The organism is Kandleria sp. (assembly GCF_017934775.1).
In the GTDB taxonomy this organism is placed as follows: domain Bacteria; phylum Bacillota_I; class Bacilli_A; order Erysipelotrichales; family Coprobacillaceae; genus Kandleria; species Kandleria vitulina.
The window spans coordinates 1-12,859 of record NZ_JAGBIX010000008.1 but is presented as its reverse complement, the minus strand read 5'-3'; the positions used below and the strand labels follow the sequence as shown (position 1 = coordinate 12,859).

12 protein-coding genes are annotated in these 12,859 nt (G+C 35.1%); 7 read left to right on the top strand and 5 right to left on the bottom strand.

Annotated features, from left to right (window positions below; genetic code table 11):
* The first annotated feature begins 12 nt into the window (after nucleotides 1-12).
* Nucleotides 13-1,389: a DEAD/DEAH box helicase gene (locus J6L95_RS01670; RefSeq protein ID WP_029072724.1), complete on the top strand. Its 1,377-nt coding sequence runs from the start codon at nucleotides 13-15 to the stop codon at nucleotides 1,387-1,389.
* Complete coding sequence (locus J6L95_RS01665) at nucleotides 1,389-2,264, top strand: deoxyribonuclease IV (protein WP_074623880.1); 876 nt, start codon at nucleotides 1,389-1,391, stop codon at nucleotides 2,262-2,264. Before J6L95_RS01670 ends, J6L95_RS01665 begins: the two co-directional genes overlap by 1 nt.
* Nucleotides 2,265-2,270: 6 nt before the next feature.
* Here the strand turns inward: J6L95_RS01665 and J6L95_RS01660 are convergent, their stop codons facing one another.
* The 5 genes from J6L95_RS01660 to J6L95_RS01640 all read right to left on the bottom strand — a co-directional run bounded on the left by J6L95_RS01660 (nucleotide 2,271) and on the right by J6L95_RS01640 (nucleotide 8,067).
* On the bottom strand, nucleotides 2,271-2,507 hold the full coding sequence (locus J6L95_RS01660; RefSeq protein ID WP_287457906.1) for a hypothetical protein: 237 nt from the start codon (nucleotides 2,505-2,507) through the stop codon (nucleotides 2,271-2,273).
* A 67-nt stretch (nucleotides 2,508-2,574) separates the two neighbouring features.
* Nucleotides 2,575-3,639, bottom strand: a complete 1,065-nt coding sequence (gene ispG, locus J6L95_RS01655; RefSeq protein WP_287457905.1) for a flavodoxin-dependent (E)-4-hydroxy-3-methylbut-2-enyl-diphosphate synthase — start codon at nucleotides 3,637-3,639, stop codon at nucleotides 2,575-2,577.
* Nucleotides 3,626-5,419 carry an oligoendopeptidase F gene (gene pepF / locus J6L95_RS01650; RefSeq protein ID WP_287457904.1) on the bottom strand — a complete coding sequence of 598 codons (1,794 nt, stop codon included), beginning with the start codon at nucleotides 5,417-5,419 and terminating at the stop codon, nucleotides 3,626-3,628. The genes ispG and pepF overlap by 14 nt, the downstream gene beginning before the upstream one ends.
* Before the next feature lie 67 nt (nucleotides 5,420-5,486).
* Entirely contained in the window at nucleotides 5,487-5,750 is a 264-nt protein-coding gene (gene rpsT / locus J6L95_RS01645; RefSeq protein ID WP_029070042.1) for a 30S ribosomal protein S20, read from the bottom strand.
* Between the two features lie 94 nt (nucleotides 5,751-5,844).
* A complete protein-coding gene (locus J6L95_RS01640; protein WP_287457903.1) occupies nucleotides 5,845-8,067 on the bottom strand; it encodes a clostripain-related cysteine peptidase in 2,223 nt (740 codons plus the stop codon).
* Between the two features lie 120 nt (nucleotides 8,068-8,187).
* On the opposite strand from J6L95_RS01640, the gene fmt reads away from it, so the two are divergent.
* The 5 genes from fmt to J6L95_RS01615 all read left to right on the top strand — a co-directional run bounded on the left by fmt (nucleotide 8,188) and on the right by J6L95_RS01615 (nucleotide 12,720).
* Entirely contained in the window at nucleotides 8,188-9,138 is a 951-nt protein-coding gene (gene fmt / locus J6L95_RS01635; protein WP_287457901.1) for a methionyl-tRNA formyltransferase, read from the top strand.
* Nucleotides 9,139-9,146: 8 nt separating this feature from the next.
* Nucleotides 9,147-10,445: a pyrimidine-nucleoside phosphorylase gene (locus J6L95_RS01630; protein ID WP_287457900.1), complete on the top strand. Its 1,299-nt coding sequence runs from the start codon at nucleotides 9,147-9,149 to the stop codon at nucleotides 10,443-10,445.
* Between the two features lie 95 nt (nucleotides 10,446-10,540).
* Nucleotides 10,541-11,377, top strand: coding sequence for a Cof-type HAD-IIB family hydrolase (locus J6L95_RS01625; protein WP_029072731.1), 837 nt, complete (start codon nucleotides 10,541-10,543; stop codon nucleotides 11,375-11,377).
* Nucleotides 11,378-11,392: 15 nt separating this feature from the next.
* On the top strand, nucleotides 11,393-12,064 hold the full coding sequence (locus J6L95_RS01620; protein ID WP_029070047.1) for a TIGR00266 family protein: 672 nt from the start codon (nucleotides 11,393-11,395) through the stop codon (nucleotides 12,062-12,064).
* A gap of 2 nt (nucleotides 12,065-12,066) precedes the next feature.
* Nucleotides 12,067-12,720: a hypothetical protein gene (locus J6L95_RS01615; protein WP_074686605.1), complete on the top strand. Its 654-nt coding sequence runs from the start codon at nucleotides 12,067-12,069 to the stop codon at nucleotides 12,718-12,720.
* Nucleotides 12,721-12,859 lie beyond the last annotated feature (139 nt).

The window sequence follows — 12,859 nt, the reverse complement described above, 5'->3', positions numbered from 1 at the left end:
GAGGCGAAAAATATGCCAAATTTCAATCAATTTTCTTTTAAAGAATATATTAATAAAACAATTGAACATATTAACTTTAATAAACCTACAGAAATACAGGAGAAGGTTATTCCTCTTGTAAAGAAAAGAAGAGATGTAGTAGGTATTTCACAGACTGGTACAGGGAAGACTCATGCTTTCTTATTGCCAATCATGGATAGAATTGATACAAATAAAGAATGCATTCAGGCTGTAGTTGCAGCACCAACAAGAGAGTTGGCTATGCAGATCTATCAGAATGCAAAAGAATTCAGAAGATTCAATAAGGATCTTCGTGTGTCTTTGATTATTGGGGGAAGTGATAAACAGAAGACTATTACTAAACTTAATAATCAGCCACATATTATCATTGGTACACCTGGTCGTATTAAGGATTTAGCTATTGATGAAAATGCCTTAAAGATCACTACTGCTGATATTTTTGTCATTGATGAAGCAGATATGACATTAGAATTCGGTTATATTGAAGACTTAGATATCGTACTTGGAAAAATGAAAGAAAACTTACAGATGCTTGTTTTCTCAGCTACAATTCCAGAAGCAATGAAACCATTCTTAAGAAAATATATGAAAAATCCTGAGATGGTTACTATCAATCAGTCAATGACATCTTCTGCGAATGTTAAGCATTATCTTATTCCAACAAAACATAGAGATCGCTATGATGTCTTAAAGACAATCATGGGAATGATTGATCCTTATATCTGTATTATCTTTGCGAACAAGAGAACTGAAGTTACTGCAATCGCAAAAGCTTTACGTGAAGATGGTTATCGTATTGGAGAAATCCATGGTGATCTTGAACCAAGAGAACGTAAGCAGATGATGAGACGTATTCATAACAATGAATATCAGTATATTGTCGCAACAGATATTGCAGCTCGTGGTATAGATATTGATGGTGTATCTCACGTTATCAATATGGAATTCCCAACTGAAAGAGATTTCTATATTCATCGTTCAGGACGTTGTGGACGTGGTAAATATACAGGTGAATGTTTCTCAATGTATGATACATCAAACCAGGAAATGGTTGAATCATTAGAAAAGAAACATATTCACTTTGAAATGAAACAAATTAAAGGTGGAAAACTTGTAGATGCGGGTGAAAGAGATAAACGTAATAAGCGTGTACATGAACCTACTGAATTAGAAAAAGAAGTACAGAAGATCATTAAGAAGCCTAAGAAAGTTAAGCCAGGATATAAGAAGAAAAGAAAAAGAGAAATTGAAAAGCTTTATCGTAAACAGAAAAGACAGATTATTCAGCAGGATATCAGACGTCAAAGAAAAGAACGCTATAAAAAAGCGCAGATTGAAAAGCGTAAAGCAGAAGAAGGTAACTGGTAATGACAAAATTATTAATTGGGTCACACGTAGGAATGAAGGGGAAAGATATGCTTTTAGGAAGTGTAAAAGAAGCTTTATCCTATAATGCGACTACCTTCATGTTCTATACTGGTGCACCTCAGAATACAAGAAGAAAGCCTATTTCTGAACTAAAAGTAGAAGAAGCAAAAGCTTTGATGGAAGAACATCATATCTCATTAGATAATCTGGTCGTTCATGCTCCCTATATTATTAATCTAGCTAATACAATCAAGAAAGAAACATATGAATTAGCAGTAAGCTTTCTAAAGACAGAAATTGAACGTGTAGAAGCCATTGGAGCATCACGTTTAGTTCTTCATCCTGGTTCACATGTAAAAGCAGGGGAAGAAGCTGGTCTACAGTCCATTATCGATGGATTAAATGAAGTATTATCACCAGATCAGAATGTAAAAATTCTACTTGAAACAATGGCCGGAAAAGGGTCAGAGCTTGGTACAACATTTGAACAGCTTGCCTACATTATTGAACATGTAGAACTTAGTGATAAGTTAGGAATCTGTTTAGATACATGTCATCTTCATGATGCAGGATACGATTTAACAGACTTTGATCATATCTTAGATATGGTTGATGAAACAATCGGATTAGATCGTGTACTAGCAATTCACATCAATGATTCAAAGAATGTACAAGGTGCGCATAAAGATAGACATGAAAACATCGGCTATGGAGAAATCGGATTTGAAACATTAAATAAGATTGTTCATAACCCACGATTAAAAGATGTTCCTAAGATCCTAGAAACACCTTATATTGATGGTAAAGCACCCTATAAAGAAGAAATTGAAATGTTTGAAAACAACACGTTCAATGATACATTAAAACAGTCATAGTACTTGCTATGACTGTTTTCTTATAGAAGAAATAAGAGTACGTATACAATCATTTTCAAGATGAGTAAACTTAGACATATATTTCACCAATACAAAAGAATAAGTCGCATTGTCTAAGGCATAGACATTATTTTTTAAAACAGATAATAGTCTTTGTTCAAGAGACTGATCAACATGGATATGGTTGCTTATTAATAATTCATGAAAGTCATGATAGTTGATTTCACTAATATAAGAATTCATAGTTAGAATTTCACCTCCTAATTTATGTATACGAATAAAAAATGGACATTACTAAAAAAGAGAAAGATTAATCTTTCTCTTTTACCATAGCAAGAATTTCTTTTTTAAGTTCTTCTGCCATATCTTCTTGTTTCACTTTTCTAATAATTTCACCTTTTTTAATTAAAAGACCTTCACCAACACCACCAGCAATAGCGATATCAGCGTTCTTTGCTTCCCCAGGACCATTGACTGCACATCCCATGATAGCCACTGTTATATCAGCGTGAATGTCATTTAAGAAAGATTCAATCTCTCTTGTAATAGGAATCATATCATACTGAATACGACCACATGTTGGACAAGATACCAATGTAGGAACATTTTTTGCTAAACCTAATTCTTTAAGTAATGTTTTAGCGACCTTGATTTCTTCCACTGGATCATCACTTAAAGAAACACGGATCGTATTGCCAATTCCCTGATAAAGAATGCTGCCAATACCAAAAGCTGACTTGATTGTACCACCAAGTGCAGTTCCAGCTTCAGTGACACCTACATGTAAAGGATAATCAAAAGTCTTAGCTGCTAATTCATAGGCCTGAATAGTCATTAATGTATTAGAAGATTTCAATGAGATCACAATATCATGGAAATCAAGATCTTCAAGAATCTGAACATGCTTCATGGCACTTTCAATCATGCCTTCTGCAGTTGGCTTGCCATATTTTTTTAAAATATCTTTTTCAATAGAACCGCTGTTTACACCGATACGAATGGGAATATGTTTCTTTTTGCAGGCTTCTACAACAGCTCTTGTATGGTCAATATTCCCAATGTTTCCAGGATTGATACGAATCTTATCAATACCAGATTCAATGGCTGTAAGAGCTAAACGATAATCAAAATGAATATCTGCAACAAGGGGAATAGAAACCTGTTCCTTGATATTCTTAATTGCTTTAGCATCAGTCTGATCAAAGACAGCCAATCTTACAAGTTCACATCCAGCATCTTCTAGACGTTTAATCTGTTCAACAGTTGCCTTGACATCTTTTGTTTTCGTATTGCACATAGATTGGATGACAACATGATCATTGCCACCGATTGTTAAATTTCCTACACGTACACTTCGTGTCTTATTCCTTAACATCTTTTTCGCCTCTTTTCATAATCTCTTCAAACATATTTAATAGATGTTCGAAATAGTGGAATGCATCATCATAGATCTTATCATCAAGTGGATCAACACCAGCTTTCTTTAATAAATCAATAGGGGACATAGATCCTCCTGATTTCAAGAAAGATAAGTATTGTTCAACCTGTTGAGAATCATGATTTAATATACGAGACACAATTGCTAAAGCAACAGTCATGCCTAACGTATATTTATAGACATAATAATTATAATAGAAATGAGGAATATAGAAGCAAGAATGACCTACATATTGATTATTGGTTACATCTTCTCCATAGTATTCCTTATTTATTTTATCATAAAGTGAAGTAATCTTAGAAGCATTCATTGGAATATGATCTTTTGCCCACTGATGAAGAGTATCTTCAAACTGTGCATACATTGGCTGACGGAAAATAAGACCAACGCAGTTTTCTAAGAATTCATAAAGGAAGTAGGCTTTCTCTTCATCACTTTTAGCATGGCTGATCATATGGTTAATAAGTAAAGTTTCATTGACAGTAGAAGCCACCTCTGCCACAAAAATACGATAATCACTATTGGCAGGATCCTGGTACTTGCAAGAAAGATAAGTATGACAGCTGTGACCTAATTCATGAATCAAGGTAGAAAGTGAATCATAATCACCGATAAAGTTTGTTAAAATATAAGGCTTCGTATCATAGCATCCTGCAGAATAAGCACCTGTTGCTTTTCCTTTTGTAGGATGATAATCAATCCATCTTTCATCACGAGCTTTCTTGATAATATCAGTATATTCTTCACCAAACACAGAAGTTACTTCAAGAATAATACGAAAACAATCATCGATTGAATAACGTTTCACACTAGGCTTTACTAAAGGAGTAAATAAATCATAGTTATAAAGAGTATCTAATTTAAGCAACTCTTTTTTAAGCTTATTATAACGATGGAATAAAGGACGATAGTCCTTATTGGCTTTATCTAAGATCTTATAGAATAATTCTCTAGGTACATCATCATCCCATAAAGAATAGTCAAGAGGATCATTAAAATGACGCACATCAGCATAGAATGCATCTTTCTTCATACAATCAGCAAGCGTTAAGGCAAAGACATTCTCATAACGTTTATATTCCTTATAGAACTTCTCATAAGCCTGTTTTCTTACTTCCTGAGAAGGGTTCTTTAAAAATTCATTAAGTGTCGCACTATTTAATGTTTTTCTTTCACCATCCACAATCACATCTTCATATTCAAGACGAAGCGCATCAAAAATCTGTTCTCCCGTATTGGCAATAGGGGACATCTTAGAAAGCAATGTTTCCATCTCTTGACTTAGCATATGCTTTTCTTCACGAAGAATCTGTTTAATTTGATAACGATAAAGATCAAAAGAGTTATCCTCTAGATATTTTTCAATTGCCTCTTTATTCTTAATGATCTCTACATTCATAAAATCAAGATTATTCTCAAATTGATCAAACAAAGTCAAAATATGTGAAAGCAATAGCTGATAATCCTGATTGCCAGGTTCAACATCAGTATTAAGATGAGCATACTCATACATCTTAGATAAAAGACGAGAAAGAGTAACATAATCTTCATAGAAGGTGTGGAAGTCTTCTTTAGACTTCGTAAAACAATCTTTTCTTTCTCTTAATGAAGAAAGAAGAGATTGTGCTCTTTTTTCATCTTCAAAAAATTTATCCTTGTTTTTATAAATCAGTGTAAGATCCCAAGTCTCATTTACTGGGACATCTAGTCTTTCCATAAAAAAACCTCCTGATACTATTGTATACATGGAGGTAAAGAAGAGTCAAAAAGAAAAACTCTTGGAATTATCCAAGAGCGTTGATTTTCTTCTGTAATTTAGATTTCTGTCTACTAGCATAGTTTTTATGATGGATGCCTTTAGAAACTGAAGAATCTAATTTGCTTACAGTAGCGTTGAATAATGCAACTGCTTCTTCTTTGTTGCCAGCTTCGATAGCATTAACTGTTTTCTTGATAGAAGTTTTTAAAGAAGACTTGAATGCTACATTAACTGCATGCTTCTTATCAGCATTTTTATATCTTTTAATCTGCTGTTTCATGTTTGCCATATTAATTCACCTCGTCCTTTCGTTTGCTTTTGTATTTTATCAAAATTATAATGTGAATGCAATACTTTTTTTGATTCCCAAATACATGCTTTTTTTAATAGCTTTGCGTGTAATGAGAGTGATTATAGAGATCAGTAATATGATATGTACGAATCATCTTATTATCACCTATTTTCACATCGGATATTTTCATATCCTTTGAGTAGGATAACATATTGCCAAATACTTTCAAGCTTTTTTTATTTCCTTCTATATATTCACAAAGAAGATCAATACGATCACCTTGTTTTAGCGTTGTATTTATCTTCGGATTCGTTTCTGTAGTAGATGAATTATAGATTGTAGAAGCACCGATGATTTTTCCTTTAGGGTTCTCATCAGTAAAAGAAAGAATCAAGTTGTTTCTTACTCCATTAATACGACAAGGCACATATCCGATGATAGTATAATCATCATCTTTCTCTTGCGTAGAGACATGATAATAAGGCACAACCTGTCCGTTAATTGCCAGCCATGTACCATCTTCATCAGCAATCATATTGCCATCATTATCAAACTTGAAGATATTGTCTTCTCCTAGATTAAAGTAGCCATTATTGTACTTATAGAAGATATTAAGATCAACCTTCTGTATCATCTTCCATTCTGATTCAGAAAGCTTGAGTTTCTTTTTGCCATCTTCATTGACCCAGTTAAGCTTCTTGTTATCTAATTGATGGGACTTCACATACTGCGTTAAATTATCCTTAGATAAAGTAGATTCCATAATAAATTTAGTATTTTTATTGCTTAATCCAGAAATATTCAGATTCTGTCCACTTAGCATCTGTGTCAGCATTTGCATTGCCAATTGACCAGAAGTCTCACTGCCAGTAAGACTTTGCAACAATTGTCCAAAGGAACCGCTGTCTCCACCCTGGACACTCTGTCCAGCACTGACAAGAGTACCAGCATTCTGGATGGCCTTTGAATACTCATCGCTAACGCCAATCTTGGAATAGGTATCTACCATGCTGTCAATCTTGTTGGTACGACTTTGTGGGAAGAAGATAGAAAGACCATAGGCGTTCATCATGTTCGTACGATTATATTTGATTGCACTTTTAATAACAGAAGATAGCTTGCTGCCTTCATCATTATTAATACGACCAGCAAAATCACTAAGATCAATCTGATCAATTCTATTGGCCTGGGCAAACTCACGTGATTTCATACGGGCATTCATGACGTCAGTTTTTTTATCTGTCTGCATCATTGAATTGATGCTCTTGGCAAAATCATTAAATGGGGAAGTTAATGTCTTAGATAATTCAGAGAGATCCACAATGGATAATGTTGTATTATAGTTGCCTTTATTATGACTCATATAGTCATCTGCAATCATTTTTCCAATATTTAATGTAGTTGTAGATGAATTAGTAGAAAGACGTGTAAGCCAATCAGTATAGTACCATCCTGTACCTGGTTCTGTTTCTTCAGAACCAATAAGATAGTCCGCATGTTTAGAAAGCATCTGGGCATTTTCTACAGTAGCCATAAGACAGGCATCAAAGCCAATGAAATCAAATTTCACATTGGCATTAGTTAAGGCTGAATCAATTTCTGCAAGATTCATAGCCGGACGCTGATGTTTTTCATCATAGCCAAAGCCAGAAACAGAGCCTCCTCCATGATCCCAGAAGATCAGCTGATAGCGATTGGCTTTATAGTTTGTTGAGGCATATTTAATAAAACGTGTTAATGTAGCAGGATCACTCATAGCGCGATTGCCATCATTATCAACAACACGACTGAACTGACCGTTCTTGACTTCATAGATCTGATTGGTAGAGCTGCTCACAACATTGTTTTGCCAACGTGAAGCCCCACCGGTATAGACAAGCAATCTGACCTTATTGCTTAAGGTCGCATTTGCCATTTCCTGAAGATCCTTAGTTGCCATACCGCTTCTCGATTCAAGATCAGAACCGCACATATAGACCATAACTGTTACCTGGTCCTGTCCTCCACCGATGATATTGGCATATTTGCTGCGAGAGGCGGGATCCACATTTGTATTGATGCTAGACATATCAGCATCACCTTGACTCCATGAAGTAGTGGAAGAGGAGTCAGTGTAAGTGGGCTGTGTACCACCTAATAGAGAAGATAAAGAGAAACCTCCGCCACCTAGTATCATGGCTAATACAACCATCAGAATGGCTGGCAGTGATTTCTTTCCACCAATGGGAAGAGAAGAGCGTGAGGATGTACGTTCAAAAGCATTACCGCCTCCGGACGTTACATTTTTTTCACGACTTCTAGGCCTATTATTCATAATTTCATCATCCTTTCAATTTTATTTTTATTATATCATTGAGAAATATTCATTTCCACGTATTCTCTTCTCAAAGAATACCTTTATGTTATAATGAAATGTGCAGAAAGAGAGGGTCATATGAATAAAAGAATTGTATTTATGGGTACAGCTTCTTTTTCTAAAGAAGTTTTAGAAATGTTAATTAAGGAAAACTATAATATTGTCGGGGTTGTTACACAGCCAGATCGTCCAGTAGGAAGAAAAAAGATTCTTACTCCAAGCGATGTAAAGACGGTTGCTTTAGAACATAATATTCCTGTTGTACAGCCAGAAAGAATCAAGAAAGATTATCAGGGTGTATTAGATCTTAAACCAGATCTTATCATCACTGCTGCCTATGGACAGATTGTCCCAACTGCAGTACTTGATGCCCCTGAATTAGGATGTATCAATGTGCATGCTTCATTGTTGCCTCGTCATCGTGGTGGGGCACCAGTACATCGTGCTATCATTGAAAATGATGAAAAGACCGGTGTTACAATTATGTATATGGCAGAAAAAATGGATGCCGGAGATATTATCTCACAAAGTGAAACACCAATCAGTGATGAAGATACAGTAGGTGTTCTTTATGATCGCTTGGCTGTTATGGGTGCAGAGCTGTTAAAGGAGACATTACCTTCAATATTAGAAGGAACAAATAAAAGAATTCCACAAGATCCAGAACTTGTTACTATTTCTCCAATTATTTCAAGAGAAGATGAAAGACTGGATTGGAATCATTCCACAAGAGATATTTTTAATAAAGTGAGAGGACTAAATCCATGGCCTGGATGCTTTACTACCTATCAGGGTACACGTGTAAAATTATGGAGTGGTAAGATTCATCAGTGTGAAAATGCTATGAGACATCATGGACAAGAAGACAATGGTACAATTGTAAAAATATTTAAGGATGCCATTGGTGTGAAAGCGGAAGATGGAATCTATCTCATTACTGAATTACAGGTAGCTGGAAAGAAACGTATGAGTGTACAAGATTACCTTAACGGAAAAAGCATCTTTGAAGTGGGCCAGAAATTTGAGTAGGTGATAATATGAGAATGGTTGACTTGATTGAAAAAAAGAAAAATGGAGAAGCTTTATCAAAAGATGAAATTCATTTCATTATTGATGGCTATGTAAAAGGAGACATTCCTGATTATCAGATGAGTGCCTGGATGATGGCTGTCTATTTTAAAGGAATGACAGCTGAAGAAATTGCTACATTGACATTAGAAATGATGCATAGTGGTGATGTCTTGGACTTAAGTGAAATAAAAGGTATCAAGATTGATAAACATTCAACCGGTGGAGTAGGAGACAAGACATCATTAGCCGTTGGTCCAATGGTGGCAGCCTGCGGAGTCCCTGTTGCTAAAATGAGCGGTAGAGGACTTGGCCATACGGGAGGAACTTTAGATAAGCTTGAATCTATCCCAGGATTAAGTATTGCGATTGAAGAAAAAGATTTTATTGAGCAAGTAAATGAAATGCATTTTTCTATCATTGGACAGACTGGCAGTCTTGTACCAGCTGACAAGAAGATGTATGCCTTAAGAGATGTAACAGGAACAGTGAATTCTATTCCTCTTATTGCTTCTTCTATTATGTCAAAGAAACTTGCAGCGGGCGCTGATGGCATTTTGCTAGATGTAAAATATGGTGATGGTGCCTTCATGAAAACAATCGAAGATGCAAGAGTTCTTGCTAAAACAATGATTGAAATAGGAAAACATCTTGGCAAAGATACAAGAGCGACTATTTCTAATATGAATCAGCCATTAGGAAATGCGATTGGCAATGCTTTGGAAGTCAAGGAAGCTATCGCTACTTTAAATGGAGAAGGACCAGAAGATTTTACATCCTTATGTTTTGAAGAAGGAGAAACAATGCTTATGATGGCACATGTGGCCTCTTCAAGAGTAGAAGCGAAAGAGATGCTTCATAAAGTCATTGAAGATAAGAGTGCATTAAATGTCTTTAAGAAGATGGTTGAAGCACAAGGTGGAGATGGTTCTTACATTACTGATCCAAGTAAATTTAAAGAAGTAAAAGAAGTCATTGAAGTGACTTCTTCTAAAGAAGGATATATTGAAGATCTAGAAGCATTGACACTTGGTCTTGTTTCCATGAAACTTGGTGGAGGACGTGCTACTGTTGATGATGTCATTGATCATTCAGTGGGACTTGTTCTACATAAGAAAATTGGAGATTATGTCAAACAAGGAGAATCACTGCTTTCAGTCTATACCAATACAGGATTGAGTGATGAGTTGAGAGAGGAGATTATTTCAGCTTATCATTTAACAAGTCAGACTGTTAAAAAGCCTAATATTGTAGAAGAAACATTATAAACCAATTACGTTTTGTAATTGGTTTTTTTTAAAAAATGATAATAAGTGAATAAAAAGCATATTTTTTGTATAATGGGAATATAGGAGGATAAAACATGAAGTATCTGTTTTTTGATGTAGATGGTACCTTATTTGGTAAATCACGCTACGTTACTGAAAGAACGATTGAAGAAATGCAAAAAATAAAAAAGAAAGGTCATAAGATATTTATATGTACAGGACGTGCCCCTGTATCCATTGTAGGTGGGAATCTTGAACGTGTACCTGCTGATGGCTTTATTGCAAGTGCAGGTGGATTTGTAAGTGTTAATGGGAAGTATATCTTTAAGAACTATATGGATACAACTGTCCTACAGGAAGTTATGACACTCTTTATGAACCATAAGGTACGTTTTGCATTGGAAACAGAAAACGCTATTTATCAGACACCGGGAATTAATGAGTACTTTGATGCAAGACATCAAAAGGAATTTGGCGATAATCCTGAAATGAAAAGATATTTTGAAGTGAGAAGACAAAAAGAAAACCGTTTGCCAATGAGCGCATTTAATGTGAGTGAAACGGGGGTAACTAAGATTGCTTTTGTAGCAACGGATCGTTACTTATTCTTGGACATAGTGAAATATCTTGTCGATCATTTTAATGTCGTAACATTCTCTAAAAAGGGAAGTGAAATCATTGATGGAGAAATCATTCTTAAAGATTGCACAAAAGCCGATGGCATTAAAAGAGTACTTGATGAATTAGGTGGAAGCGTTGAAGATACGATTGCTTTTGGAGATTCTATGAACGATTATCAGATGATAGATCTTTGTCACATTGGTGTCGTGTCAAAGAAAGCATCGGATAAATTGAAAAAGCTTGCTCAATATCAATTTGATGATCCCGATCAGGATGGTATAGCTAAAGCGTTAGAGCAACTTAATTTATAAGAGGAGGAATAGACAATGAGATATGAAATTAAGGGAAAGCCATTTCCAGTTGTTGAATTGCAGCTTCAAAGAGGAGAAACAATGTTGAGTGATGCGGGAGCAATGGCATATATGTCACCAGGCATCAACATGGAAACAACAAGCAATGGAGGACTTGGGAAGGCTTTAGGACGTGCTTTTTCTGGAGAAACTTTATTCTTAAATAGATATACTGCCCAAAATGATGGCATGATTGCTTTTTCTTCATCATTTGCAGGTGAAATCAGAGCACTTGAACTTGCTCCTGGACAGTCCATCATTTTACAGAAGTCATCATTTTTAGCAAGTACAGATAGCGTAGCAAGAGAAACATTCTTAGCTCGTCGTTTGTCTACTGGATTATTCGGTGGAGAAGGATTCATTATGAGCAAATATACTGGACCTGGATTATTGTTTATGGAAATTGATGGTTCAGCTATTGAATATGATCTTGAACCAGGTCAGCAGATTATCATTGATAGTGGTTATCTAGCAGCAATGGATGCCACATGTTCAATGGACATCCAGACTGTCAAAGGTTTAAAGAACAAGATGCTTGGAGGAGAAGGCTTCTTTAATACAGTCATTACAGGACCAGGTCATGTCATTATTCAGACAATGCCTATTTCTTCACTTCGTGCCTTGATGGCGCCTGCATCAGGAAAATAAAAATGGTTTATTTAGAGATGGCATTGGATGTTAGAAATCAGTTTGTAAGTTTTCTAGAAACAGCCATAAGATCAAAAAAACTTACTGCCATTCAGCTTAAGGAAGCATATGAAATGACAGGAAAGATTGCGACAATCTATGGGCATGCTTTTTTAGAACAGTATGATTCTGCACATCTTGCAACCATTTTTTCTATTAATGAGCTCATTGCATCTTTGACATATTCATCATTTCCACTAGATGAAGAGGAAGTAGAACTCTATGACAATACTCTTTCTCATTTTGAAGAAGTCGCAAGTCAATTAAAAGAACTTAATGACTATGAAGGATATAGTGAATATCCTTTTGAAGAAGACATCTTAGATATCAATGAAATAAAAGAAGAATGTCGTAATTATCTATTGGAAGAAAACATCACTGCCTATAACAATTCTTTAAGAAAGCTTATCACCTTTGGTGAACAGATGTATCGCTATGCCTTGATTGAAGAAGAATACCAGGATGGTGACGATGATGAAAATGCTTATGCTTTATTTGAAACAAAAAAAGAAGCAGATGAAGATTTAGAATATTATTATAACTGTTATAATGAATTATTGATTGATGGTGATTACAACAAAGAATTGCTGTTGAATATGATTGATAACATTGAATAAGGGGCTGACCCGGATAGATAATCTGGATTAGTTTTCAAAAATAAAATGCGCCGGATAAATCCGACGCATTTTTTGGTATAATGTAATTATGAAAACTACAACATTAAACCATAAAAATTATAGCGCATTTCAGACTTAT

Bases quoted from the DNA above. Each gene is read 5' to 3' on its own strand.
- J6L95_RS01670 (WP_029072724.1), top strand. From the start codon at position 13: ATGCCAAATTTCAATCAATTTTCTTTTAAAGAATATATTAATAAAACA.
- J6L95_RS01665 (WP_074623880.1), top strand. From the start codon at position 1,389: ATGACAAAATTATTAATTGGGTCACACGTAGGAATGAAGGGGAAAGAT.
- J6L95_RS01660 (WP_287457906.1), bottom strand. From the start codon at position 2,507: ATGAATTCTTATATTAGTGAAATCAACTATCATGACTTTCATGAATTA.
- ispG (WP_287457905.1), bottom strand. From the start codon at position 3,639: ATGTTAAGGAATAAGACACGAAGTGTACGTGTAGGAAATTTAACAATC.
- pepF (WP_287457904.1), bottom strand. From the start codon at position 5,419: ATGGAAAGACTAGATGTCCCAGTAAATGAGACTTGGGATCTTACACTG.
- rpsT (WP_029070042.1), bottom strand. From the start codon at position 5,750: ATGGCAAACATGAAACAGCAGATTAAAAGATATAAAAATGCTGATAAG.
- J6L95_RS01640 (WP_287457903.1), bottom strand. From the start codon at position 8,067: ATGAATAATAGGCCTAGAAGTCGTGAAAAAAATGTAACGTCCGGAGGC.
- fmt (WP_287457901.1), top strand. From the start codon at position 8,188: ATGAATAAAAGAATTGTATTTATGGGTACAGCTTCTTTTTCTAAAGAA.
- J6L95_RS01630 (WP_287457900.1), top strand. From the start codon at position 9,147: ATGAGAATGGTTGACTTGATTGAAAAAAAGAAAAATGGAGAAGCTTTA.
- J6L95_RS01625 (WP_029072731.1), top strand. From the start codon at position 10,541: ATGAAGTATCTGTTTTTTGATGTAGATGGTACCTTATTTGGTAAATCA.
- J6L95_RS01620 (WP_029070047.1), top strand. From the start codon at position 11,393: ATGAGATATGAAATTAAGGGAAAGCCATTTCCAGTTGTTGAATTGCAG.
- J6L95_RS01615 (WP_074686605.1), top strand. From the start codon at position 12,067: ATGGTTTATTTAGAGATGGCATTGGATGTTAGAAATCAGTTTGTAAGT.